This is a genomic window from Streptomyces sp. 4N124, from assembly GCF_052245395.1.
Classification (GTDB): domain Bacteria; phylum Actinomycetota; class Actinomycetes; order Streptomycetales; family Streptomycetaceae; genus Streptomyces.
Map to the genome: position 1 here is coordinate 76572 of NZ_JBQQBS010000027.1, position 24287 is coordinate 100858.

Annotated in this window: 25 protein-coding genes; 8 read left to right on the top strand and 17 right to left on the bottom strand. The window is 68.7% G+C overall.

All coding sequences use genetic code 11. The annotated features are described in order from the left end of the window. The first annotated feature begins 118 nt into the window (after window positions 1-118). Both ACTWQO_RS26105 and ACTWQO_RS26110 read left to right on the top strand, forming a co-directional pair. Window positions 119-532: an NUDIX hydrolase gene (locus tag ACTWQO_RS26105; protein WP_443239825.1), complete on the top strand. Its 414-nt coding sequence runs from the start codon at window positions 119-121 to the stop codon at window positions 530-532. 96 nt (window positions 533-628) lie between these two features. Further along, window positions 629-1015 carry a hypothetical protein gene (locus tag ACTWQO_RS26110; protein WP_443239789.1) on the top strand — a complete coding sequence of 129 codons (387 nt, stop codon included), beginning with the start codon at window positions 629-631 and terminating at the stop codon, window positions 1013-1015. A 144-nt stretch (window positions 1016-1159) separates the two neighbouring features. On the opposite strand, the gene ACTWQO_RS26115 is transcribed toward ACTWQO_RS26110, so the two are convergent. From ACTWQO_RS26115 to ACTWQO_RS26125, 3 genes are all read right to left on the bottom strand, one after another. After that, a complete protein-coding gene (locus ACTWQO_RS26115) occupies window positions 1160-2827 on the bottom strand; it encodes a DUF2637 domain-containing protein (RefSeq protein WP_443239826.1) in 1668 nt (555 codons plus the stop codon). A 114-nt stretch (window positions 2828-2941) separates the two neighbouring features. Further along, a complete protein-coding gene (locus tag ACTWQO_RS26120; RefSeq protein WP_443239790.1) occupies window positions 2942-6388 on the bottom strand; it encodes a LysM peptidoglycan-binding domain-containing protein in 3447 nt (1148 codons plus the stop codon). Further along, window positions 6388-6843 carry a pilus assembly protein TadG-related protein gene (locus tag ACTWQO_RS26125; RefSeq protein WP_443239791.1) on the bottom strand — a complete coding sequence of 152 codons (456 nt, stop codon included), beginning with the start codon at window positions 6841-6843 and terminating at the stop codon, window positions 6388-6390. Before ACTWQO_RS26125 ends, ACTWQO_RS26120 begins: the two co-directional genes overlap by 1 nt. Window positions 6844-7020: 177 nt before the next feature. On the opposite strand from ACTWQO_RS26125, the gene ACTWQO_RS26130 reads away from it, so the two are divergent. Together ACTWQO_RS26130 and ACTWQO_RS26135 are read left to right on the top strand one after the other, a co-directional pair. Beyond that, on the top strand, window positions 7021-7752 hold the full coding sequence (locus ACTWQO_RS26130; RefSeq protein ID WP_443239827.1) for a DUF4262 domain-containing protein: 732 nt from the start codon (window positions 7021-7023) through the stop codon (window positions 7750-7752). A 36-nt stretch (window positions 7753-7788) separates the two neighbouring features. Next, the gene (locus ACTWQO_RS26135; protein WP_443239792.1) at window positions 7789-8124 is read left to right on the top strand and encodes a hypothetical protein; all 336 of its coding nucleotides are present in this window, start codon (window positions 7789-7791) and stop codon (window positions 8122-8124) included. Window positions 8125-8144: 20 nt separating this feature from the next. Here ACTWQO_RS26135 and ACTWQO_RS26140 read toward each other — a convergent pair whose 3' ends face one another. The 13 genes from ACTWQO_RS26140 to ACTWQO_RS26200 all read right to left on the bottom strand — a co-directional run bounded on the left by ACTWQO_RS26140 (window position 8145) and on the right by ACTWQO_RS26200 (window position 17972). Beyond that, complete coding sequence (locus ACTWQO_RS26140) at window positions 8145-8603, bottom strand: TadE/TadG family type IV pilus assembly protein (RefSeq protein ID WP_443239793.1); 459 nt, start codon at window positions 8601-8603, stop codon at window positions 8145-8147. A gap of 50 nt (window positions 8604-8653) precedes the next feature. Next, the gene (locus ACTWQO_RS26145; RefSeq protein ID WP_443239794.1) at window positions 8654-9079 is read right to left on the bottom strand and encodes a TadE family protein; all 426 of its coding nucleotides are present in this window, start codon (window positions 9077-9079) and stop codon (window positions 8654-8656) included. Further along, on the bottom strand, window positions 9079-9294 hold the full coding sequence (locus ACTWQO_RS26150; RefSeq protein WP_443239795.1) for a hypothetical protein: 216 nt from the start codon (window positions 9292-9294) through the stop codon (window positions 9079-9081). Before ACTWQO_RS26150 ends, ACTWQO_RS26145 begins: the two co-directional genes overlap by 1 nt. 48 nt (window positions 9295-9342) lie before the next feature. Next, window positions 9343-10227 carry a type II secretion system F family protein gene (locus tag ACTWQO_RS26155; RefSeq protein ID WP_443239796.1) on the bottom strand — a complete coding sequence of 295 codons (885 nt, stop codon included), beginning with the start codon at window positions 10225-10227 and terminating at the stop codon, window positions 9343-9345. Then, entirely contained in the window at window positions 10224-11171 is a 948-nt protein-coding gene (locus ACTWQO_RS26160) for a type II secretion system F family protein (RefSeq protein ID WP_443239797.1), read from the bottom strand. The genes ACTWQO_RS26155 and ACTWQO_RS26160 overlap by 4 nt, the downstream gene beginning before the upstream one ends. Continuing rightward, on the bottom strand, window positions 11168-12661 hold the full coding sequence (locus ACTWQO_RS26165; protein ID WP_443239798.1) for a CpaF family protein: 1494 nt from the start codon (window positions 12659-12661) through the stop codon (window positions 11168-11170). The genes ACTWQO_RS26160 and ACTWQO_RS26165 overlap by 4 nt, the downstream gene beginning before the upstream one ends. Then, window positions 12651-13475 (bottom strand): hypothetical protein, encoded by an 825-nt coding sequence (locus ACTWQO_RS26170; RefSeq protein ID WP_443239799.1) that lies wholly within the window; start codon window positions 13473-13475, stop codon window positions 12651-12653. Before ACTWQO_RS26170 ends, ACTWQO_RS26165 begins: the two co-directional genes overlap by 11 nt. Next, window positions 13475-14182, bottom strand: a complete 708-nt coding sequence (locus tag ACTWQO_RS26175; RefSeq protein WP_443239800.1) for an SAF domain-containing protein — start codon at window positions 14180-14182, stop codon at window positions 13475-13477. Before ACTWQO_RS26175 ends, ACTWQO_RS26170 begins: the two co-directional genes overlap by 1 nt. 21 nt (window positions 14183-14203) lie before the next feature. Further along, window positions 14204-14932 carry an ATP/GTP-binding protein gene (locus ACTWQO_RS26180; RefSeq protein WP_443239801.1) on the bottom strand — a complete coding sequence of 243 codons (729 nt, stop codon included), beginning with the start codon at window positions 14930-14932 and terminating at the stop codon, window positions 14204-14206. A gap of 125 nt (window positions 14933-15057) precedes the next feature. Then, a complete protein-coding gene (locus tag ACTWQO_RS26185) occupies window positions 15058-15375 on the bottom strand; it encodes a hypothetical protein (RefSeq protein ID WP_443239802.1) in 318 nt (105 codons plus the stop codon). Between the two features lie 644 nt (window positions 15376-16019). Beyond that, entirely contained in the window at window positions 16020-16163 is a 144-nt protein-coding gene (locus ACTWQO_RS26190; protein WP_443239803.1) for a hypothetical protein, read from the bottom strand. A gap of 512 nt (window positions 16164-16675) precedes the next feature. After that, window positions 16676-16939 carry a hypothetical protein gene (locus tag ACTWQO_RS26195; protein WP_443239804.1) on the bottom strand — a complete coding sequence of 88 codons (264 nt, stop codon included), beginning with the start codon at window positions 16937-16939 and terminating at the stop codon, window positions 16676-16678. Window positions 16940-17285: 346 nt separating this feature from the next. Further along, on the bottom strand, window positions 17286-17972 hold the full coding sequence (locus ACTWQO_RS26200) for a hypothetical protein (protein ID WP_443239805.1): 687 nt from the start codon (window positions 17970-17972) through the stop codon (window positions 17286-17288). Between the two features lie 203 nt (window positions 17973-18175). Between ACTWQO_RS26200 and ACTWQO_RS26205 the strand changes: the two genes are divergently transcribed. The 4 genes from ACTWQO_RS26205 (at window position 18176) to ACTWQO_RS26220 (ending at window position 23043) form a co-directional block, all read left to right on the top strand. Next, window positions 18176-19528 (top strand): hypothetical protein, encoded by a 1353-nt coding sequence (locus ACTWQO_RS26205; protein WP_443239806.1) that lies wholly within the window; start codon window positions 18176-18178, stop codon window positions 19526-19528. Beyond that, window positions 19525-20763, top strand: coding sequence for a cytochrome P450 family protein (locus ACTWQO_RS26210; RefSeq protein WP_443239807.1), 1239 nt, complete (start codon window positions 19525-19527; stop codon window positions 20761-20763). The genes ACTWQO_RS26205 and ACTWQO_RS26210 overlap by 4 nt, the downstream gene beginning before the upstream one ends. A gap of 368 nt (window positions 20764-21131) precedes the next feature. Then, window positions 21132-21761 carry a hypothetical protein gene (locus ACTWQO_RS26215; RefSeq protein WP_443239808.1) on the top strand — a complete coding sequence of 210 codons (630 nt, stop codon included), beginning with the start codon at window positions 21132-21134 and terminating at the stop codon, window positions 21759-21761. Between the two features lie 4 nt (window positions 21762-21765). Then, complete coding sequence (locus tag ACTWQO_RS26220) at window positions 21766-23043, top strand: DUF6545 domain-containing protein (RefSeq protein WP_443239809.1); 1278 nt, start codon at window positions 21766-21768, stop codon at window positions 23041-23043. Between the two features lie 430 nt (window positions 23044-23473). Here ACTWQO_RS26220 and ACTWQO_RS26225 read toward each other — a convergent pair whose 3' ends face one another. Then, window positions 23474-24007: a hypothetical protein gene (locus ACTWQO_RS26225; protein WP_443239810.1), complete on the bottom strand. Its 534-nt coding sequence runs from the start codon at window positions 24005-24007 to the stop codon at window positions 23474-23476. Window positions 24008-24287: the final 280 nt, after the last annotated feature.

Consider the following 24287-nt stretch of genomic DNA (forward strand, 5'->3'; position numbering starts at 1 on the left):
CGAGATGCCTCACTCCAAAGCCCCACCCCTCGTAGCCGACGATCGCGGCAACGCCTTGGTTTCGTTCACACGCGGCGCCGAAGGAGCGCCACCGTGTGAAGCGCCGCTGCCGACAGCGATGGTCGCCATTTGGCATGCCGAGCGTGTCCTTATGGTTTTCGACCGATGGCGCCAGAGCTGGGAACTACCGGGCGGGCGTGTAGAGGAAGGCGAATCCCCTCGTCAGGCCGCCGCACGAGAGCTGCTGGAGGAGAGCGCCCAGGAACCAGACGGGCCGTTGAGGTTCATCGGCTACGCAGGCTTCGTACTGGCGCCCGATCAGCGGGCAGAGTATGCGGCTTTGTTCGCCGGCCGCACTGCCACTGTCCGGGGTTTTCTGGCCAACGAGGAGATCGCGGACATCCGCTGGTGGAACCTTCGGGATGTCCTCCCAGGACGTGTCCAGCCTCTGGACGTCTACCTCGCCCGCTTGACGCGTGTGTCGGCTTCGGGCCTCTCCCACTGTCAAAGGCGGGGTCAAAACTCAAGCTGAAAGGCTGTTTTCGAACCTCCGCGCCAGGTCAGCAGCCGGTTGAAGTCGGCCATCGTAGGCTCTCCGTCAGCCCTATCCGTCACCTGGAGCCCGACTATGGCATCTGACGAACACCGCATCGCGGCCCGTTATGCCGAACCCGGTGAAGAGATACGCGCCGTGCTCTCCGCCTACACCGGGGGCGGCTTCGGCCGGCGGGTGGTCGGTGTGACCAACCATCGACTCATCCTGATCAAGAGCGGCTATTGGTCGATCACGGACAAGGGTCTGTTGTGGGCCGATCCGCTGGACCAGGTCGCGCTGAAGGACAGCTACGAGGTGTGGCTGACGAACGGTATGAACACCGGTAACGCCTACTTGACGATCCGCAGGGCCGACCAAAGCACGCTCAGGCTCAATCCGCGCGACAGCTTCGTCGGTCGGACCGGCTCGGCCGCGTCCAACATCGAAGCGTTCTACTCGCTGATCCCTGGCCGTTACTGACACGCCCGATACACGTCCCGGGCACGGTTAGCTCAAGAGCAATGAGTTGGCGAACAGGCGTCCTGGCTGTAGTCACGGCTGACAGCTTCGGCCTACTCAACACCGTTGATGCAGCCGATGCGCAGGCGGCGTGCGGTCGCGGACCTACCGGTGCGTGCTGGTGCGGTGGTGGGTGAGGGCTTGCCAGCGTCGTTCGAAGTCGTCTGCTTCGTGGGTGAGGTGATCGGTGGTGATGGGCTTGTTGTACTGACCGGTGATCCCGCAGGCTGCGCATTCCTGGGCGATGGCGTTGAGCGAGGGCTGGCGGCCGTGCACCCGGTGCTGGGCCCAGACGTTGTAGAGGCGGAAGGACAGGAGGTAGCGGCGCAGGTTGGCGGGGCTGACCGGTTTTCGGCCGCGGCCGTACATGCCCTTCGCGGCGAGCGCGGCGGACAGCTGCTCGGCCGTGGGCTCCTCGCCCTGCCCGGCCTGGCACTCCATCCATGCGAGGTAGTAGCGGTCGACGGTGGTGAGGGCAGCTCGTTTCGTGGCTGCGTCATCACGGCCTGGCAGCGGAGCATCGATGGGGGTGTTCACCAGCGGGCCGCGCCGCTCCGTGGCGGCTTGCGCGCCCATGCCGGCGGGTGCCGCCTCGGGATGCTCCTCCTGCGGGAGTTCGTCGGCGGCCTGTCCGCCGGGATCGGCGGCAGCCTCATCGGCGGGTGAGTCGATGCCGGCGAACTCGCGCTCCTTGAAGCGCATGACGAAGTCTGCCTGTGGTTCTTCAGATACGCCGATCTCTTCGGTGTGAGGAACAGCGCGCCTTGGGAGTACCCGGAGCAGCGGCTGGACTTGTTCCTCGGAGAGCGGGGCACCGGCTGCGGTGGAGATGCCGTACGCGTCGCGGAGCCAGAGGGCCCACTGCGCGGCGGTCGGCTCGACGTGGAATTGCGCAATGAACGTCTGGTAGGACTCGGCGAGCCGGTCGACGGCGTCCTCAGCCGACCCTTGAGGGGCAGGTGACCGTTTGGGTGCGGAGGCGGGGACGTGTCGCGGCCTTGCTCCGTCCGGCTTGGTCATTTGCTGGTCAGGGGCTGCTGGTGTCTCGAGGGAGGCGTGTTCTGGCGGGGTGGGGGCGCCGGCCCGCTCGGCCGGGGGCCGGAAAGTCGGTGCTATGCCTGCCGCCGCCAAGCCCGCCGGGGCCGTGTCCGCGAGGGGGACGCCGTACTTGGCCAGGCGTAGGGGCATCAGGGACTCGACCGGGGCCTTGCGGCGCCAGGTGCGGCCGAAGCGGGAGCGGAGGCGGGCCTGGTAGACGAGGCGTTCCTGTTCGAGCTTGATGACCTGGTCGTAGGAGCGCAGCTCCCAGAGCTTCATCCGGCGCCAGAGGAGGAACGTGGGCACGGGGGAGAGGAGCCAGCGCGTCATGCGGACCCCCTCCATGTGCTTGTCCGCCGTGATGTCCGCTATGCGGCCGATCGCGTGGCGGGCGGCCTCGACCGAGACCACGAACAGGATCGGGATCACCGCGTGCATGCCCACACCCAGCGGGTCCGGCCAGGCCGCCGCGCCGTTGAAGGCGATCGTCGCCACCGTCAGCACCCACGCCGTCTGGCGCAGGAGCGGGAAGGGTATCCGTATCCAGGTGAGGAGCAGATCCAGGGCGAGGAGGACGCAGATGCCCGCGTCGATGCCGATCGGGAAGACGTAACTGAAGTTCCCGAAGCCCTTGTTGAGGGCCAGTTCGCGGACTGCGGCATACGAACCCGCGAAGCCGATGCCGGCGATGATGACGGCACCGAAGACGACCACGCCGATCAGAACCCGGTGCATCCGTGTCAGCTGCACCGGCGCGGCCACCCGTACTCCTCTTCCCACTACGTGCTGTACGTCGTGGTCGTCTCTTTCCGGCTGCGTGCGGGCAGCGGATCGTTCCCTGTTCGTCATTCATCTGCCCTGGGCTCGTGCAGGAGAGGTCCGGGTGAGGAGGGTGCGAATGAGGTCCTCGGTCTCCGTGTCGAGTGAGCAGTCCAGTGCCTGGTTGACCTGTTGGACGCGGGTGATGGCGGTGTGCAGCCCCTGCCGGTTCCCGGCAGCATGCTCGATCCGGAGCCAGTCCCGATACAGCAGTTCCGCGGTGTCGTCGACGTCGAGACCGGTCGCGACGGCGCGGCGGGCCGCGCTGAGGTCATGGTGCGGGCCGGCGGGGGTGCGGTAGGTGGCCACGGTGTGCGCGACGTCGATGATCCGCGTGATCATTTCCTGCTGGTAGGGCTCGGCCCAGGGTAGGGGTTTGCCGCCGAACGGTGTGCCGCGCACCAGAGTCAGCGCCCTCTCCAGGTCGGTGAGGCCTGACTGCCCCATCGGCAGGGCCCTTTCGACGAGTTGCAGGAAGCGGATCCAGTCGCAGCGCACGCCGGGGGCGAGCCGGTAGGGGTCCTCGCCGGTTTTGCGGCGCGGTACGTAGGGGCTGCCGCTCGGGTCGTTGCCCAGGGAGCGACGCAGGCCCTGTAGCCGGGCGTTGAGGGTGCTCGCCGTCCAGGGGCTGAGCGGGTCCATGTCGGCGCACAGCACGTCGGCGCTTCGCCCGGGTCGGAAGAACAACAACGCGGCGAGCTGCGCCATCCGCGGGCCGTGGCCGGTGCTGTCCACGCCCGTCACCTCGACGGGACCCAGCACGCGGATCTCCGGGGCGTGCAGGTCGTGCGCTTCGCACTCGTCTGCCTCCGCCGCCGTGAGTTCTTCGGCGGAGTCCTCCTGGCCGTCCGCCTCGGCGGCTTCCGCGGCCGCCGGTGGCGCGGGGGCCGCAGGCGCTGTTGCTTCGACGCCTGCGTCGGGTTCGTCGGCAGGCTTGGTCGACGACGCGGCGGAGGGCAGGAGGCGGAGCCCAGACGGATCGGTGGTGGCGGCGAGCAAGGCCGGGAAGACCTCGCCGCTCGGGTCCGCCGACGCCGTCGGGCGGCTGGTGGCAGCGGCGGTGGCGGGTGCGGTGGACTCCTCCGGGACGGTCTGCTCGGGCTGTTGCATGCTGTCGGGCTCGTCCGGGACGTCCTGCCAGGGGCCCTCGGCCGGGTGGGACGGCTGTCCGGACACCCTCAGGGCCGTGGTGATCTGCAGGTAGGCGGCGTGCTCCAGGCGCTGCACCGTGATGTGAGTGCCGGCGTAGTCGAGGCTTTGCGGATCGCTGAGGGAGGCGTTGAGGATCTCCGCCTCGGGGAAGTGCGCGGCTGCCGTGCTCGCCGGGGCGATCAGCGTGACGGGGACCGTGCCCGCCTTGTCGATGACGTCGGCGAACTGCCAGGCCGTGTCCGCGTCCAGAGAGGACGCGCACAGCAGCAGATACGGCTGATGCTGGGTTTCGGGCATCTGGTGCGCTTCCAGCAGCCGTTCGCTCAGATCGCGCAGCGCGTGCGCGGCCTGCCGCATGTGGGCGATCCGCGCGGTGGGCAGCAACTGCGGCAGGTCCTCGCCGAACCCCACGGTGACGACTTCGACGTCGCTCGCCCACGGGCTCATCCCGAGCTCCAGGGCGAGCGAGGTGCACACCTCGGTGATGTGGACCGGGTTGCCGTCCAGCAGCAGTGCAGGACGTTGCGCGAGGTTGAGCAGCAGGAGGTCATCCGCCGCGGTGCGGCCGATCGTGACCAGCCCGGGATACGGCGCGGGCACCTCGCGGGCGGTCTCTTCGTCCAGGAGCAGGGCATCGGCGGGCAGGACCCACCATCCACCCTGCCCGGAGACGAAGGGCGGATGCGGCTCGTGGGAGAGGTCGTCGGGCAGTACCTCCACCGTGCGGGCCCCGATCCGGGCTGCCCGCAGCGGCGGCAGGAGCGTGGTGTCCTCCTGCTGGGCCGCGTGGTGGGCCAGGGTCCGCAGGGCTACGTCCAGGCGGGTTGTGCCGTCCGGCTCGGCGGCTGCCGCCAACTGGGCTTCTGCTGTGGATGTTTCCGGCGCGATGGCGATCGTTTCGCCGGGCTTGCGGCGGCGGCGCTGCAGTGTCCGACGTAGGGCGAGGGCACCGGTGATCGCGGCGGCCAGCAGTGCGCCGGCGCCGAGCACGGTGCGCAGGTTCAGTTGGCTGCTGGCCGGAGCTGATGCTGGGGTCTCGGACGCCGTGGTGGCGGGGGAGGAGGCCGCGGTGCCGGACGGTTCAGTCGGCGCCGACCGTGCGGGGGCAGATGATGCGGCACTGGGGTCGGGTGTCGCGGCGATCGGAGCGGACGGGGAGACCTGTTCCTGCCCGGGTTGCTGGGCGGGGCGACTGGCCGGCGTGTCGGGGGCCGACGGCTGCGGTGCAGGCGCGGTGCTCTGGCTCGGCGCGGGTGCCTCATCCGTGCCCGCGCCCGGCTGCTGTGTGCCGTCGGGCTTCTGAGCGGCCGGGGGAGTGGACTCCTGGCTGCCCGGCTCATCACCCTGGTCACGGTCCTGGCCCGGCTGGTCGGGCTGGGCTCCGGGCACAATGACCTGCTGCCCCGCGTAGATGACGTCCGGGTCGGAGATGGCGGGCAGGCCGTGCGGCTGCGGCTTGCCCCGGCTGGCCTCGAACAGCTTCGGCCACTCGCCGCCGTCGCCGAGCTCCTCCTCCGCGATCTTCGACAGGTAGTCGCCCGCGTGGACCGTGACGGCGTGCCCGCTCGCGTCGGCAGCCGGGGCGCTGTTATCCAGCTGCGTACGAACTCCTCCCGCGGCTGTGGCGGTTGAGGGCATCTGAAGCTGCCAGCCGGGCTGCAGAAAGCCGTTGGCGTGGAAGACCTGGCCGTCGACCATGGGGCGGCCTTCGTTGAGGTCGGCGATCTCCCGCCACCGCTCGCCGTTGCCCAACTCCCGCTCGGCGATGCCCCACAGGCTCTCCGCCGGCCGCGTCTCGCGCACCGTGTACGTCGTGCGGGAGGCCGGCGTGTGCGCGGCAGATTCCGAGCCGGTTTCGACCTCGGTCGTCTGCCGGGCTTGGGCCTGCCCGGGCACGGGGGCGGCGCTCGCGGCTGGTGCCGCCTGGGCGGGGGAGGAGGCCAGGGCCGAACTCGTCGGCAGGAGGACCAGGATGCTCCCGATCAGCGCGGCCGCGGCCCGCTGCGAGGAGCCCAGCCCCCGCGGTGCGTGCCACGTCCGGCCGCGCAACTGCGCGATCAGCTCCCGGACCGCGCAGAACGTGAACTGCCCCCAGCCGATCCACCCCACCGCGATCAGCAGCATCAGGAAGGCTGCGCCGGTGTCCTGCCGGTCCAGCAGATGGGCCAGGTCGTCGCGGCCGGCCTCCCAGACCACCGGAGTGGCCCAGGCCAGCACGAGCGGCAGCCCGGCGACCGCGCCGGCCAGGACAAGCAGGCTGCACACGGCCTTGATCACCCGGGCCAGGGTGCGGACTCGAGCGGCGGGGGAGGAAGCGGTGCGCATCATGGTCCTTCGGGAGCGGTGATGCCGTGCAGGAGGGTGGCCTTGGCGTGGCCGGTCACCGGCATCGAGCCGATCCCGACCACGGGCAGGAACTTCGTGTCGTACGAGCCGTTGACGGTCACAGTGATCGTTTTGCCGTCGGCGGACACGGTCACCGTGCCCGCAGCGTTGACAGAGCGCAGGTATTCCTGGGCTGCGGCCTGTGCGTCCTGCGGATCGACGACGATCGCCTCGCCGGTGATGGCTTGGGCAGGGTCGATGGCCTGCCCGCCCGCCCGGGCGGCCTCCCCGGCGATGAAGTCGGCGCGTTCGGTGGCGCGCATCTTGCCGCCGCCGTCGACGGCCACACCGACGATGCCGAGCAGCACGACCACGCACACCGCGACGAACACCGTGATCCCACCACGGTCATCGAACCGGATGCGGCGGCGCCCGCGCTCCTGCTGGACGGTCATTACGCCCCTCGCGTCGGAAACGTCATGAGTTCGGGAGCCACGTCCACCGCAGGTCATGCTCGGCTCCTGGTCAGGGAGTTCGCCTGACGGGGGTGAAGAACATGACGAACCTTCAGGAATCATGGAGAGGCTTCGATAATCCTGAAACAGGGGCTCTTGTGGTGAACTGGCCCGGTGATGACGCTCGCGGTGGTGCGGCATCGCGGCTCGCCGCAAGTCCTGCAACCGGCCGTCGACGGTGAAGACTTCGAGCAAGAGATCGTTGACCAGGACGCGCTGGCCTTGGCGGCGACTGGCGCGGGGGACAGCAAGCCGGCATGGCCAAGACCACTCCCGCCGGACGAGGGGCCAACGCGTTGCCATAGCCTCACGGCCATGCCCACCGATCCCGCAGCCTGCCACTGCGTCGTCTGCCAGCAGGCCGACGCGCTGGATCCCCGCACGCAGTCGACCGTCGACACCGTCGCTGAGCACGGCTGGCAGGTCATGATGATCCCCGCCGACGACCAGGGGCCGGGCTGGGCCTACACCATCGGCCTGTGGCATCGGCACCGGATACCCGAGCTGGCGATGTTCGGCCTGGAGATCCACCTGATGCAGACACTCCTCAACGACCTCAGCCGGCGAGCCGTCGAAGGACAGCCTTTGGAAACCGACCAGGAGCGACACGACATCGCGGGCGTCCCGATCATGCTCAAACCCGTCGACTACCGCTGGTACAAGGCGTTCTTCGGCACCGCGATCGGCTTCTACCGCAAGCTGCCGTTCCCGTTCCTCCAGGTCCTCTGGCCCAACCGCGACGGAGCCTTTCCCTGGCAGGCCGGTGGAGAAAACCTTCGCGACCGCCAACCCCGGCTCTCGCTGCACCCCGACGAACACCCCGTAGGGGTCTGGACCCAGGATCTGTGAGCCGATGGCCGCCGTTTCATCCCGGACAATGACGCCATGACGCGCTGGTTCCGCAGCCACTGGGCCGAGGAAGACACCTGGTTCTATTTCGAGGTCGACGCCGACGGCTGGGTCACCCGCCAGGTCGAGCTCCAGGGACCGCTCGAGAAGCCCATCGCCGCGGCCTCGTTGGCCGAATGGGAAGCCGCCCAGCAGGCCGGAACCCTTGCAAACTACGAAGCGACGTTCGGCGCCACGGCGGAGGTTCCCGTCCACGAGTGGGACGCACACGAACCGCAGGACCTCACCGCCGGAGAGTTCGAGACCGTCTGGCTCACCGCACGAGCAACCTGCCAAACAAGAGCTCGCGCGCGCCTGACGCACGAAGCGTGAACCCAAGTACCCGCGCGCGCTCACAGGTCAGCACCCGCACTTCGGTTCGTACTCCACGACACTTCAGAATTCACGAACCCAAGAGCTCTCTGCCGGTACTGGTCCACTACGGAGATAGCCGTCGACTCCAGAGTGCGAGCCCCGGGCACGCCGGGCAGCAGCAGGTCGGACAGATTGACCGTGCAGTTCACGGTCACGGTGACAGTCCCCACCTGCCCGACCGGCACGTTGAGCCCGCCCGTGTTCACGGTGACGCTGCTGGAGGCGCACTTGATGCCCTGGTCGGTCAGGGACTCGATCGCAGCCGAATGGGCCGAGTCCTGGGCGGCGCCCACGGTGCGGTGAATGGAGGCCTCCCGCGCGGCGTCCTCGGCCGCAGCGTCGATCTTCGCGCCCGAGGTGACGAGGCGGCCGCCCGCGATCGCCATACACACGAACATGATCAGCGCAGGAAAGATGATGGCCGCTTCGATCGCCACGCTGCCCGCATCCCCTCGGGCCGCCCTCCACCGGGCACTTCGCACGACGCTCACTCTCCCGGAGTCGTCCAGCGCTCCACGGCGCCGGAGGCCGACTGGCTGACCTGCAGGCCGGCGACGCCCGGGATCATCGACTGAGCCGTCCCAGTCACCTGGATCCGCACCCGCTCGGCGGTGCTGCCCGCGGTGGAGACACCGGGGTTGAGCAGGCTGTCACCCGCCGCGCGGCCCAGCACATCGCGGGCCCGGGCCGCGCCATCGGCGGGGGTGGCCTGGTAGGAGCGGGCCTCGGTGAGACCCTCACGCGCGGCGGTCAGAGCGATCTGCCGCGCGTAGTACCACATGGAGGCCTGGATGACCGCCATCGTGGCGAGCAGCACGAACGGGAAGACGATCGCCATCTGGACCGACGCGTCCCCGCGGTCGTCGCGCCACCGTAGCCCGCGCCACCAGTCCTTAAGCCGACCGGAGACCATCAGATGCCGGACAGGCTGACGTTGTACCTGTTGATCACAATGGCGATGGTCCCGGCGATCACCAGGGCCCCGGCGACCGCCGCGACCCAGATGATGACGGTGGTGATACTGATATCGCCCCGGTCCGGCCGTCGGACGGCCTCGCCCAACCCGTCCTCGAGGCGGGACGTCAGCCAGCGGACGGCGCGGTAGGTGCGGGCTACGGTGTGCTTCATGAGGGGGAAACCTCCACAGAGTTCGTGCCGTGCGTTGCATCAGTTCGGTCAGACGGTGAGCATGCGGATCACCGCGGGGAACGCCATCAGGAGCATCACCAGCACGGCGAGCAGGGCGCCGGGGGCGGTCATCTTCTCGCTGGCGGCGTTCGCCTCCGCGGCCTGCGCGGCGAGCAGTTCGGTGTTGAGCGCGGCGGTCCGCGCCCGCAGGGCCTTGTAGACGGCGGCGCCATCGGTGGCCGAGCCGCGCATGATGTCGGCGACGTCCTCCAGGACCGGCAGGTCGTACTCGTGCGCCAGGTCCTCAAGCGCTTGATACGGCGGGATCTTCTCCAGCCGGGCGCGCCGCAGCGCTGCCTGCAGGTAGAGGAAGGGCCAGCCGCGGCCAACCGCGGCGGCCTTCTCCAAGGCCTCGGCCGGACCGGCGTCCGCGGCCCGCTGCAGCGCCACCAGGTCCAGGTACGCGGACAGCGCGTGGGCGAACTCCTCCCGCGCCCGCTTGGCCTGGTCCCGCACCACCAGATCGGGAGTGATGAACAGCAGCCCCGCGACGGCCAGCCCGACGACGGCGGGCACGTAGAACGGCAGCGAGATACCCGCGATAATCCACGGAATGGCGGCCAGCACCGGACACAGCAGGCCCAGTGCGGCGAGCGCGGTCTTCTTCAGCATGAACTGGCCCGGCCCCTGGCCGAGCAAGGCCAGGTTCTTGGCAGGGATACGCACTCCGGGCAGGCGCCCCAGGCGGACCAGCAGCCACCGGCCCCAGACCTCGTCCCGGTCCAGCTCGGGCTCCGGCATGGTCAGCCGGCCCGGGGCACTGCGCTGAAGCGCCGCAGCCAAGGCGGGCTGGGGGCGCAGCAGTTCACGCACCAGCACCGCGACGCCCGCGCCCAGGGCGCCGCCGGTGACCACCGCAGGCAGCAGGTTCACGAGCTCACTCCCTCAACCTCGCGCTCGGCCGGCACATCCGGCTGGGCCAGGGATGCGGGCAGGCGCACGGTGCTGCTCGGATCGGCCTCCAGGAAGCGTGCGATCCGTCGAAAGATGCCCAGCGACCGCATCAGGGCGAGCGTGCCGACGAACCCGGCGGTCAGGACCGCCAGCACCAACTGCCCGAGCAGCGTGTTGTACGGGCGGGTGAAGGACGGCACGAAGAACCCGGCGACGATGACGCCGAGGGTAATGGAGGTCATCCAGCGCACCGTGGTGCGGGACTTGGCCCGGTCGGCCTCGACCTTCCGCCTGCCGGCGACCTCGTCGCGCACCGTCGCGGCGAGGTCCTCCAGCGCCTGGGCCAGGCCCGGGCCGCGGTCGTTGACGGACAGGATGAGCGCGGCCGCCACCTTGTCCGCGGTGATGTCGTCCAGCTCGTCCGCGAAGGCCCGCAGCGCCTCCTCGGGCCGCCACCCCAGCCGCAGCCGGTCCGACAGGCCCGCGATCTGCTCGGCGAGCTCCTCCGGAGCCCCCTTCCGGCTGGTGATCATCGCCTGTTCCAGGCCCATGCCCAGCCGCAGCAGCCCGGCCAGCCGCTGCGTCCACTCGCTCAGGGCTTCCAGCTGGCCGATGCGTTCCTGCACGATCTGCGCCGGAGTGATCAGCCACGGCACACCCACCACGGCCGCACCGAGCATTGCACCGGCCACGAAGTTCCCCGAGACCAGCCACACCGCGCCGAACACCATGGCCGCGGCTGCCGTCAGCGTCCGCCGCCGCAGCCGGACGTCCTCCGCCTGCTCCTGCCCCGCCCGCACGGCCTTCCAGCGCTGCCGAAGTGGAGCCCGGCGCGGCGCCGTGGTGCCCACGAGGCCGGCCACGACGCCGATCAGCCCGCCCATGACGGTCATGCCGCTCAGCAGCGCCAGCAACAGCGTCATCGGCTCGCCCCCACCTTCAACGCCAGAGGCGCCGCCCATGCCCCGTACGGGTGCTGCAGCAGCGTGGAGTCGAAGCCGACCCGGCGCAGATCGTCGATGCAGCCCGGGTCCATACGCGGCACCGCCCGCAGTTCTCCGAACTCCCGGCCGGGGGAGAAGACCTCGTTCGTGGCCGGACGACCGGACTCGCCGATCCCGGTGAGCTCCAGCACGTGCGAGACGTAGCGGTGGCGGCGGCCGCCGATCTGCGTCTCATCCGTCATGTCGACGTACACGATGAAGTCGAGACCGTTGGCGGTCTGCCGGTAGGCGAGCTGCTCGGACAAGTTGCCCTGCGCCAGCGCGTACAGCTCGGCGATCCGGTCGAAGATGACGTCGGGGCGGCGCGCGTGGATCGTGCACAGGTTGCCGCCCGACCCGTTCGTCAACGCCTGCATCATCGCCACGACTTCGGGACCACGGACCTCGCCGACCACGATCCGCTCCAGCGACATCCGCAGCGCCGGGTGCATCAGGTCCAGCAGCGTGATCTCACCGGCGCCGCGGCCGGTGACGTCCTTCTCACCATTGGACTCCCGGCCCACCAGGGAGACGACTTGGCGGTGGTAGCCGTTGGCGTGGGCGAACAGTTCGTCCTCGGTCTGGACGGTGGCAAAGCGGCACTCCGGGTCGAACTCCTTGAGCATCGCCCGCAGCAGCGTCGTCTTCCCGGCCCTCTGCTTCCCCGCGATCATGATGTTCTTCTCGGCGCGTACACAGGCGCCGAGGAACTCCCGCAGAATCGGGTCGATCGTGCCCAGCCGGACCAGGTCGTCGAGATCGGCGTGAGAGACCCGGTGCCGGCGGATCACGGCATAGGTCATCGGCCCAAGCCCAGTGATCGCCTGCAGGCGGGAGCCGTCCTGCAGCGACAGCGCGAGCGTCGGGTTCGCCGTGGAGATCGTGCGCTCGCTGGGCCCGGAGCCCCGGGCCAACTCCCGCAGCAGCTCCAGCAGTTCCTCCTCCGAGTCCGCGATCGGCCCCACCATCCGGCGCTCGCCGTCGCCGTAGTCGAGCCACACCTGGTCCGGGCCCTGGATGATGATGTCCTCGACCCGCTCGTCGTCCAGATACGGCTGCAACCGGCCAGCCCGAAAGAGCAGGTCATAGGCAGCGCGCCGCAGTGCTCTGTCCTCGTGCGGGGTCATGGCCTGGGCGTCCGACCACAGCGCGACCGCTTCGTTGATCCAGTCCAGGCAGCGCTGCTCCTCGCTGGCCCGGTCCATGCCCGGTGTGGTCTTCAGTAACTCCTCGCGCTGCTTGGCGACCTGGGCCGCGATGTGCCGGGCGACCTTGTAATCCACGCTGACCTGCGGAGCCGCTGCGCCGAGCCCGTGCGTACTGGAGGCAGCGCCGGCCGGCGTCGCGTTCGCCTGACGGGGCCACGCTTGTTGGGGGCGGCCGGGCGGCGGGGCCACGCTCGGATCGGCGTGCAGAGGCCTACCGCGCACGGGTCACCTCCCCCGTGGCAAAAGTGCCGCGCGGATCGAGGCGGGCCCGCCGCATCGCGGCCCGCTGGACCAGCACGCTGCTGCCCGTCCGGGCCGCCTTCATCAGCGGCGACTTGGTGAAGTGACGCGGCTGCTCGGCGCCGTCGGACAGCACGCGGGCATCCTTCGGCGCGTACGGCAAGGTCGCCACCACCGGCACCTGCAGCACCCGCTGCACCTCACCCGCGGGGTAGGGCCCCTCATCGATCACAATCAGCCCGATGTCGCCGACGCGCTCCTCCAGCTCACTCACCCGGGCCTGAGCGGCCTGCAGACAGCGCAGGGTGTTGCGGACCACCACCAACACGGCGTCGGCTTGCTCGGCCAGGACGCCGGAGGGCCCGTACGCCCCCCGGCGGCCGAGGTCGATCAGGACGTCGTGGCCGGTTTCGGCATCGATGCCGCGGAACATCTGCGCCAGGACCTTCCACACCGAGACCAGGCTCGCTGCCTGCGCAGGGTCGGTGATGCCCGGCAGCAGCAGCCGGTCGCGCGGTGAGACCTGTTTGCCGTCCTCGCTGCTCAGGTCGATCAGCTGCCGCCAGAAGGCGTCGCTGAACTCGCCCTTGCGGGCAGCGACCGAGATGTTGCGGAGCCCGTACCGGTCACCGAGCGTGCCCTGCAGCAGACCGTGCAGCACCGCCCCGCCGTCCGGGTCGCACTCGGCCAGGATCATCCTCCGGCCCGGCTCCAGCGGCCACGACAGCAGCAGAGCGAGCGCGCTCGTGGTCACGCCGGGCGCGCCGCTGCACCCGGCTAGCGCGATGACAGCCATCAGTTGCCGTCCGGGGCCGCGAGGACCAGGCGCAGAGTGTCGGCCGCCACCCACGCGGCAGCGGTCGGTCCCTCCTGGGCGGCGGTGGCGACGTCGACGACCACGATTCCTGTGCCGGGGGCGGCGGTGGAGGCCTTGACGACCCGTCCGGCGATGGTCTGCGGCAGGGTGTCGGACGTCTTGCCGGTGTCCGTCTGGCCCTGGGCCGGGACGTGCACCAGCTCCACCTTCTGGCCCGGCACCAGCGCCGTGGCCGGCACCTGCTCCGGCTTCAGCCCGATCGGCACCAACTGCTCACCGGCCTTCACCAGCGAGTCCTTCGTCACCTGGGACGGGGCGAGCAGGGAACCGGGCTTGAGCTCCACAGCGGCCCGCCTCCCCACTACCGAGTCCAGGTCGGTGCCGCGCACCGCCTTGACAGCCGGGTCCAGGGCCACCGAGGCCGTGCCCAGATCGTCTTCAGTCACGACCTGGCCGACCTGGACGTCGCGGACCACGGTCACCACCTCGGTGCGCTGGCCGACCTGCAGCAGCAGGACGGCAACCCCCGCCCCTCCGGCGGCGATCAGCGCCAGCGACAGGGCGATGACACCTGGTCGGCGACGGCGGGCCGACACCCGTGGGGGAGCGACAGGCCCGACGCCACGTCCCTGCTGGAGGACCCCGTTCGAGCTGACTGCCTCTACACGTTCTCGGGTCTTGCTCAACGTCTCGTCCTTCCGGCGGCGTTACCTGACGACCTGCAACTCGCCGATCGCCACCTGCACGTTGGTTTGCCGGACCTCGGTGAGCTGGCCCGCCGCTCCGCCGCCCTGCCAGTCGATCGTCCACGTCGAGGTCGCCGTGACCAGGTACTTGCCGCCCTGGGAACCGCCCGAGGTCTTGGAGTACACGTGTCCGCAGGTCGGCGACTGAGCCATGCCCTCGGATGCCTGGTAGGGCGTGCCCGGGCCGTTGCAGGTCACGGAAGAGCCGTCACCCATCTCCCAGACGATTTTCGACACCTTCGCGGTCGCGGTGACGGTGATTCCGCCCGCCGAGGCCGACGCGGTGTTCGGTCCGTAGGCCGTGGCGCTCTGGTTGACCCACATCCACATCGGGACACCCACGGTGTACTTCCCGGCCGCCTTCGGGCTGGCGATGTCCGGGCCGAGCAGCGTCATCGAATCAACCGCCTGCTGCGCCAACTCCTGGGGGTCCACCTGCGGCGCGGGAGGCTGGCCCTGTGGCACGACGACGAAGCCGTCAAGATTTTGCTGCTGCTCCCCAGCGGGCTTGGTGGTGTCCCAACACGAGTAGAAGTACAGATCGCTTTTCTTCGGGTCTGCGCCCTTCCAGGGCTCGCCCGCGCTGGCCGGTGGCTCAGGATCGATCTCGGTGTACTTGCACTTCAGCTTGCTGTCGCCGCCGTCCTGGGAGCTGGCCTGCTGGTTTTCCCCGCCGGTCTTGCCGGGCACCCTGACATCGACACAGAACTTGACGACCTGGCACTTGCCCGCACCGACATCGGGGTCGTCGCCGGCCTGGGCGGTGCCCGCGGCGGCAAGGACGAGAGCGGCACCGAGTAGGGCGGAGCGCCATATCAGCAGGTCTGCGTTTGAGCGGTTAACTCGGTGACCATCCACTTCGTTCCCCACTTCTCGAGCTTTGCGGTGCTGACGTATTTGACGAGCCGCGTTGACGGCAGTGGGACCTTCTTCTTCGTGGCCTTGTCGATCAGCGTCCAGTTCGTGGTGTCGACGCAGTCCGTGAGGGTGGCCTTGGGAATCTCACCGTCGGTCACCTTGGGATCCCGCGGGCGGATCATCGGCTTGCCGGTCGTCACCTGCCCGGCCTTCCGCATGGTCTCCAGGTCCTGCTCGATGAGACCCAGGGCTCGCAGAGTGGTGGTCTTCCTCAAGTCGGTGCCTGCGGAAGACGCCTTGGCGTAGGCCTCGGTCTGGGCCTCCCAGGACTGGGTGTATGCGGCGAGGACCGCGGCCGCCTCAGTTTCAGCCGTGGAACTGGGAGACGACGAGTCAGCGGTTTGAGTAGGGCTGGGCGTGGACGGTGACGCGCCCGTGCCGCTGTCGCTGCAACTGGCCAATGCCAGCAGAGTGCCAGCGAGGAGCACGGCGGTTGCGTGCTTCCTGATGCGAACGGCGGTGAGCCCCGGTGGGCGGCGTAGTGCTCGTGTCACGTGGTCTCCCCGACGCGGTGCGGCAGGCCGCTGCCCCAGACGCCGCGTACGGCATTCCACAGCCGCGGCCTGATCCAAGCTGCGGTTATGCCTTTGCGTAGCGGCAAGATTACGCATTTGCCAGTCAACTTCCCAGCCTGATACTTGAGTTCACTCGTGCAACTCGGGACGTATCTGCTCACTTTTGAATCCGGATGTCGATATGTAGCCACGGGTGGGGCCGGGGCGCATGAAGAGAGGGGGACCGCGCACCCTGGCTGCTCGGTCCGCCGCTGTTCTCAAGAACAGCGGCGTCTCGGCCTGGCCCGGCCACAGGGGGAGGCCCTGGGGCCGGGAGTCTTCGAGGATGTGGCTTCTGGATGGGGTCATGCCATGCCGTCGTCGCCGGCGGGGTTGGCCTGATGGGGCGGCCAGATGACGAGGACGTCATCGTCGAGGGTGACGGTCCGCCCGGCATGGCTGTCGCGGATGCGGGCGACCGTCTCACTGCTGAACTCCCCGTGAGCCACCACTGATGAGCCGATGACTTCGATGCTCTCGGTCGAGGGACTCGCGGCGACCCTGGGCAGGGGGGCATACGCCCGAGTGGGTCCACACTGGGCAGTCGAAAGGCTCGCGTGGAGTCCGGCCGAGAAGGCATGGATCCTCATCAACTCGCTCGTACGACCGAGGTGGCGGCATGGCGCGACAACCGCGGACCCGATGACGTCGACACTGGCCGTCGAGGGATGCGTGGCGACATCCCGGAGTAAGCAAAGGCCGTGATGGGTCGGCACGGACATATGAGGGCGGGGCGTTGGTGCTGCGATCGACTGGCACGAGACATGAGTCCTCATCAGACCGGCTGGCACGGCTGTGCAGAGGCAGGTTGAGCGGGGGTGCGGTGGGGGCCGGGCGGGAAGGTTGGGGAGTCCCGGCCGACCCCCACCTGGCTCTCGGCGAGTCCCGAGACGGGGGGAGCCGGAACGCGCGGAGAGCGATCGAAGAGGCCTGGACGACTGGACGAGCGTGAGGATGCCCCTCAGGCACGTACACGTTGGCGGGCCCTGTCCCAGACCTTGCGGATGCCCCAGCGGCTCCTGTTCAGCGTCCGGGAGACCTCCGCAATCAGCACCATCGACTCACCGAACTGGTCGCGGACATCAGCCGTGGACGGTTCCCAGACGCCGCGAGGGTACTGGTCCGCAACCGACTGGCACGTGCGGACCAGTTCCGTCATCCGCTTGTGGAACTCGTCGACGTCGGTTTTGGTGAAGCTCTCGGCGTTCAACTGCGGCGTGATCAACGGATTCCCCTTTGTGCTTCCGCACCCCAGGGGCTGTTGGCGGCGGTCGTCGGAGCCGGCCTACGCGGTCATCGGGGGGTGGCGGATGCGCAGCTGCGAAGCGGTCGTGGGCAGGGCGTTGGTGCTCGCCGACGTCGACGTCTCGATTCCGGCGTCGGCACCACCTGATGGTGGTGTACACCCGCCAGCGTGTCAACAATTGAAGAAATTGCACGTCACACTGGCTACGTTCCGGGCCTGAATGTCGTCATCTGTGGCATGCATGCCACGATCAGCGGCAGGGATTGACCGCTGCGGAAGGTGCGGGCGCTGGCCTGCGTCCGGACAGGCGGCGGGAACGGGGCGGCTACAAGTCTTTGCGGTTCAGGCGTGCGTCGTCGCGGAGTTGGGCCAGGACCGGGAGCAGCGGCGTGAAGTCGTCCGCGCCCGCGCCGCCGGTGCGCAGTTGTACGGACTGTGCGCCGTAGACCTCTGCGAGGGAGGTCAGGACCAGTTCGCGCAGGTCGACTTCGGTCATCCGCCTGAGGTGTTCGATCAGGGCGGCGCCTTCGTTGAGATGACAGAAGCCGCGGGGCACGCGAGAGGGCGGCTGGCATTGGCGGGAGACCTGGTCGAAGTACTTCTCCAGCCTGTCTGCATGGTTGGCGTTCGCGCCACGCTTGCCGTTGAGTAGCTGCCACACGCCCTGCGATGAGATCTTGGTGGCGGCCTCGATCTCGTCGAGCGTGTACATGGCCGTCCTGCCGTCGGGCGTGGCCTTGGTGCGCGTCTGGCGCAGGAAGGTGAGCCGCTGCGCGAACAACTGACGCTGAAACTTCTCCAGCGATTCCTTGTCGTCCGGCTCGACCTCCGGCAGCTCGCCGTCGAGGAGCTCCTGCACCCGATCGGGGCTGACGCCTGTATGCAGGGAGATGATCTGAGGGTTGAGCAGCCGCTCCGCGGGCTGGCGCAGAAAGGCGGCGTACTGGTCCACAGCGCGCCGGAGCCGCGCGATCTCGGCGGCTGCCGCTTTCCGGCGGGAGGCTTCGTTCAACAGGGTCTCCAAAGGGCCACGGCACCGGCTGCGCGGAGTGAGCGTACCCGGCCGGGGTGCCTCCGACCAGAGCACTTCTTCAATTGTTGACATCCGAACAGCTGGTCCATCAGGATCACATATGCCCTGCGGCCGGCGATCGACGTGGCCCGGGTGGTTCGTACATCTTCCCGTCCTTGCCAGGCAACCACGGAATTGGTGCGATGACCCAGCCTGCCGCTGCCTCTCCCGACCCCACCAGCGAGTCCTTACGGTCGGGCGGCTGTCCAGCCCATAGCGGCGCCTGGCATCTCATCCGCGAGGACATGCGGCGCGATCCGGCCGAGCTGTACGGCGTGGCCCGCGAGGAATACGGAGGCGTAGTGCCGACCGTGCTCGAGGGCGTCTTCACGTGGACGGTGTTGAACTACAAGGAGCTGCGGGAGGTCACGCAGCGCGCAGAGATCTTCAGCCGGGACTCGCAGCATTGGCGTCCACGCGAGGGCGGCATGCCCGACGGGTGGCCGCTGGAGCCGAACACCCGCCGGAATCCCAGTGCCTTGTTCGCCACCCGTGAGGAGCATTCCCGACTGCGCAGCGCCCTGGTCAGGGCGCTGGGCGGCAAGGACAAACTGCAGCGGGTACGCCGCGACACCCTGGCCACCGGGCACCGCCTCATCGACCGCTTCTGCTCGGCCGGTGAGGTCGACCTGGTGGCCCAGTACGCGGTGCAACTGCCCATGCTGACCCTGATGCGCCTGTTTGGGTTCCCGCCCGAGACCGAGAAGCCTCTGCGGACCGCCATCTTCACGCTCCTTGAAGGGGGAGATGACGCCCCGCAGGCCGCCCAAGAGGTCCTGGACCTGGTGGCCCGGCACGTCGCCCGGCGACGCGCGGAGCCGGCCGCGGACTTCACCACCCGGCTCATCCGGGAGCACGACGCGGACTGGGCGCGCAACGCCGAAGCGAACGGGTGCAGCTGGGACCAGGCCACGGTGGACGACGAGATCCGCTGGCAGATCTGGCTGACCTTCATCGCGGGTCACGGGGCGACCAGTACGTGGATCGCATGCGCCATCGAACAGCTAGTCAGCCGCCGCGACATCCAAGTGGGAATGTGGGCCGGCTGGATGGACATCGAGGGTGCCCTGCGATCCACGCTCTGGGAGCGCACGCCTCTGCAGAACGTGATCGGCCGGTGGGCCACCCGTGATCACATTCTGGGCGGACGCCACATCCGCAAGGGTGACATGCTTGTACTCAGCCTCGCCGGAGCGAACACCGACCCGTGCTTCGGGACCGAGCGCGACTTCACCGACCGCAACGCGTCCTACTTCTCCTTCGGTCACGGCCCGCACGAGTGCCCCTTCCCGGACCTCGCCCACACCATCGCCAAGGCAGCGATCGAATGTGTCTGGGACCGGATCCCCGACGTCCGCCTCACCGACCAGGAACGCCGAGTCGAGTGGGAGGAATCGATCATGATGCGCTGCCCCCGCCAGCTGCTCGTCTCGTTCAGCACCAACGCACACCGTGCACCAGCGCGGAGTTCCGCACCCCCCGGAGGCCACCCATGACCTTCTCCCTCGACCAGCCCGTGACCACCCTCGACCCCTTCGCCACGGATGTAGTCGCCGAAGGCCACCGGCTGCGTCAACTCGGCACGATCGTGCCCATCAGGCTGGACGACGCCGTCAGTGCCTGGTGCGTCGCGGACTACGAAGCCGCCGAGAAGGTCTTCACCAGCCCCGACTTCAGCAAGGACCCCTCAGACTGGGCGGCGTACCAGGACGGGCTGATACCCAAGGGCTGGCCGTTGCTGAAGCTGATCACCATGGAGAGCATGCTCAACCGCAAGGGCGTCGACCACGCGCGGTTGCGCTCGCTGCTTAGCAAGGACTTCACGCCGCGCCGGATCGAACGGCTGCGGCCCACGATCGAGGCCATGGCCGCCGAACTGGTGGACGAGCTGGCCGCCGCGAACGGCGTCATCGATCTGCGCCGGGACTACGCCTTCGCCCTACCGATGCGTGTCATCTCCCACCTCTTCGGCGTCGACGACCTCGCCGTCCGGACCCTCCTCGCCGAGTACTACGGCGTCGTCATCAGCAGCCAGAGCGAGGAGGAGGAGGTGCTCGCCGCCGGGATCGGCCTCGGGCAGATCCTCGGCAAACTGATCGAAACCAAGCGGGCCGCACCGGGCGACGACCTGACCTCCGCCCTGATCACCGCTCACGACGGCCAGGACCGTCTCACCGGGAAAGAGCTCATAGAGACGCTCCTGCTGATGCTGTTCGCAGGACACGAAACATCCAAGAACCTGATCACGAACACGGTCTGGTCCCTGCTGAAGAACCCCGGCCAGCTCGCCGCGGCGCGCAGCGGCGCCGATCCGGACTGGACCCGCACAGCCGTGGAAGAGACGCTCCGCTGGCGCTCCCCGATCAGAGTCGTGATGTTCTACTACGCGGTCAACGACGTGCACATCGACGGCGTATGGGTACGAGCCGGCGAACCGGTCCTGCTCTACATCGCCGCGACAGGCCGGGACCAAAGCCACTTCGGGCCCACCGCCGACGACTTCGACCTCAGCCGCACCACAGCCGCCCAGCACCTGAGCTTCGCCCGCGGCGCCCACTACTGCATCGGCGCGCCGCTCGGCCGCATGACCGCCACGATCGCGCTCGACGCTCTGTTCACCCGCTTCGACGTCGCCTCTAGCGACCTGGACGGGCTCACCCCGGAGCAGACGTACGCCTCCAACTCCTTCCAGTCGCTGCCCGTCACCCTCACCGCGCTCGCACCGGTGTAGGACGAGAATGCCCGTATCCACCGGATCCCAACAGCCGGCGACGCTGCGGTACTTGGGCCGCCTGCGAAGCGGCCGCAAGCGGCCCCGCGCAGAGTGCAAGGCAGCTGCGCGCCTTGCGGTCGGAACATCCGCGGCGGTCTCGCGCTCCCGGTCCGCGAACTGGGAGCGAGGCCGGTGGCAGATGCCTCTGGACTGATAATCTCGCTCCGCAGACCCACCAACACCATCAGTGATCGTGTTGAGGGAGGGGCGGAGGATGCCGACCACACCAACCGCCTGCCAGCCGAGGCAGACACGCAACGGGGCCCACCGTCAGGGACGACCGCGCGCATCACTGTGCGCGATGCCAGGGCGGGAGGACTGACACCATGGGCAGCACCGGAGCCCAGCGCGCCGGATTCTTCCGCAGCCGCGCCCTTGACGAAGCACCCAAGCCCCGTCGCTCCTTCGACGACGACATCCGACGGGCCCGCAAGATCTTCCGTTCAGACCTCGGCCTGCGCCCGGGCGCCACACTTCAGGAGCTCGTCGAAGCCGTCGCCGAGCTCAACCAGCGCCCGGTCCGGGTCGATGAGAGAGATCTCGATGCCTCCCTGAGCGGAATGTGCCTGCACGGGCCCACCGAGGACCGCATCATCGTTGGCCGCGACAACACCGAATGGCAGCGGTACCGCGTCAAGATCCACGAGATCGGGCACCTGTTACCCGGCATGGTCTGCGATACGGACGACTGCCTGGTCAGTGGACACGGGCAGGTCCGCGGCAGCCAGCTCGACCCGCAAACGCTCGCCAACCAGTTGACGACGCTATCCCCGGATCTCGTGCACGACGTGCTCAACGCGTCCCGGCCGGTCAAACTGCGCGCCACCCACGACAGCACCGAGGAGCTGGCCGTCGAGGCCTGGGCCACGGTCGTGCCACGGCTGTTAGCCCCGCCCGGAGGTGCGTCCGGCCCCACAGACTCCATCACTTCCGCGTTCTCCAACCGGTCTTGGTGAGCCGATGTGGCAGGACGCCCTGACGGGCATCAACCTCACCATCGCCGTCATCACGCTGATCCTCGGCGTCACCAAAGCGGTGGCTGCACGCAGTGAATCCGGCCCCACCCTGAAACTGACCGCCTCGGTCCTGCTGCACGCGGGCCTCATCTTCCTGCTCGCCACCCCGCCGATCTACCGGGACACCGGCCGCATCCTGCACTCAGCGAATCTGCCCGCTCTGGCGATCGACGTCGCGACGCTGCTGTGCGTGGGGCACGCCCACTACATGACCCTGCTGTGGCATCCGGAACGGCACACCGAAGAACAACGACGTCGCGCGGTGCGCGCATGGCTCCCCTTCTATGCCGGCGCGATCACCCTCATGATCGCCCTCTACGCCTACGCCGACCTGTCCGGCGCCGCGCCGCCACTTCACTTCGGTCCCTATTACGCCGAGGTGACCGCGGTATTCGCCCTGAAGATCATCTACTTCGGCGCGCTCATCGTGGCCGTCGTCGCCACGATGATCCTCTGCACCCAGGCTGCCCTGCCCAACCGGCCCGACCTCGCCAAAGACGTCCGCCGGTGCATGGTCTGGTTCGGTATCGCCGTCGGGCTGGACCTCGCCACCGCCGTGTTCACACTCACGGCCATGACGAGCGTCCTGGTCCGCGGTGACCACCACCTTGACTATCTCGCCGACGCCTCCTGGGTCGCCACCATCCTCAGCGGCATCGCCGCCAATCAGAGCCTCGGCCGTCTCGTCCTGGCCACCACACGGAGCGACCGCCGCGACATCCGCACCATAAAACCCTTGTGGGAGATGGTCGTTGGCGACGCGAGACACCTCGTGATCGCTACCTCCTGGCGTCAGGACAGCCGCATCAAGCTGGACCGGATCATGATCGAGACGCTGGACGGCATCCGCATCCTCAAGCCGTGGATGACCACCTCGTCCGGCTCCGCAGTCGAGGATGTCCTCAACGACGATCGCCGGCGCCAGAAGGCCGAGCAGCACCGAGACAGGAAGCGATGGCGGCGCGCCCGCGAGGCCGGCGCCGATGTCGACGCCGCGCGGACTGCCGCGCTCCTGCGCCACGCCGCGCTGCGCCGCTCCCGGAACGAACCACCGGTACCCGAAGCCGACCGTCCCGAGAAACTTCCGGGCGTCGACGTACCGGAAAGTCAGCAACAGGCCTACCTGGTGGGCGTTGCACGCCATCTCGATCACGCCATCGTGACCGAAGCCATCGAGCAAGCCGAAATGCGACGAGCACTGTCAGATCCGGCAGCCACGTGAACTTCCGTTCAGGCGCAGGGATTTGACTTCGATCACACTCCGAGTTGCAGGCGGGCACGTCGGGTAGTTTCCGGACCTCCGCTCCCCACAGTGAGGAAGGGCTCGCGTGATCCCGTACCCGAACAACCGCGTGGCCATGATCTACGAAGCGATCGGCAAGAAGCTCAGGCCGCTACGCCGCAGGGACACCTGGCACGCCATCGTGCTGCGACGGCGACCTCGCTGACGGGCACTGGTTGACGCCCGGGAGAACACCACCGCCACCCAGTTCCAGGGCGGCACCTGGCCCGCGACGCCGAACGCCTCCCCCCCCAGCACACCCGGATCACCTGGGTGGCCGGCCTCCTGATGCCCCGCCGGCTGACCAGCGGCCCGTCCGGTCCCCAGAGGGCCCAAGCGGTGGATGTGGGCCTTCCGACTGGGTCCTTGGTCAGCAGCCAGCAGGCGAAAGCCTGATGTAGTACACCGGAGTCCAGTTGGGATTGGAGATGGAACCGGTCGGATAGCTCGAGTAGCAGTCGATCAGGCCGCCGGATGCGTTGTACGTACGAAACGAGGTTCCGCTGTACTGCCGGTTGTTGAGATACCCGCGGCCGATCCAGTTCTCAACCTCGTACAACCCGTAGAAGTAGTACCAGAAGTCGGTGTAAGTGGGCTGGGAGCCCTCCTTGATCTTCATGCAGGCGTATCCCGTGGCGCAGTTCGGCGCACTGTTGGGTTGCCCGGGATAGAACCTGGCTGGCTCCGGATCGCTCCACGGTCCGCCGACCATCGGCCCGACGTCCATACGTGCTGCCGAGACCGAGACGGCGGACTTCATCTCTTCGGTCGAGAGCCTCTCCCCATGCGATGAGGTCCGGGAGTCCTGTGCCGAGTCAGCGCTGGCAGTCCCGGCGAGTAGCGCTCCGGCGAGCGTGAGCGCTCCTGCGGCTGCGACAGCCGCCCTTCTCGCGTTGCGTGCCATTGCTCTCCTCCTGACGTTCATGCAGCGGGTGACCCCTCGGTGCCGCGGGCCATGGTTCATACCCTGTGGCGTGAACGTGGGCAGGTACCTTGCCGAAACCTTGCTTCACTGGTCAGCCGTGGGCTGCGGCGGCGGAGGACCGGCTCGCGCGCTAGGCCCAACTCCCCTTGCGCCCCTGAGCCCTATGGGTGTCGCCCTCCGTGCATGTGACGCAGTGATCACCGGCTGGCGGCATCCCCTCACGTGATCTTGGGCATGCATCGGTGCGTTTGACGACACC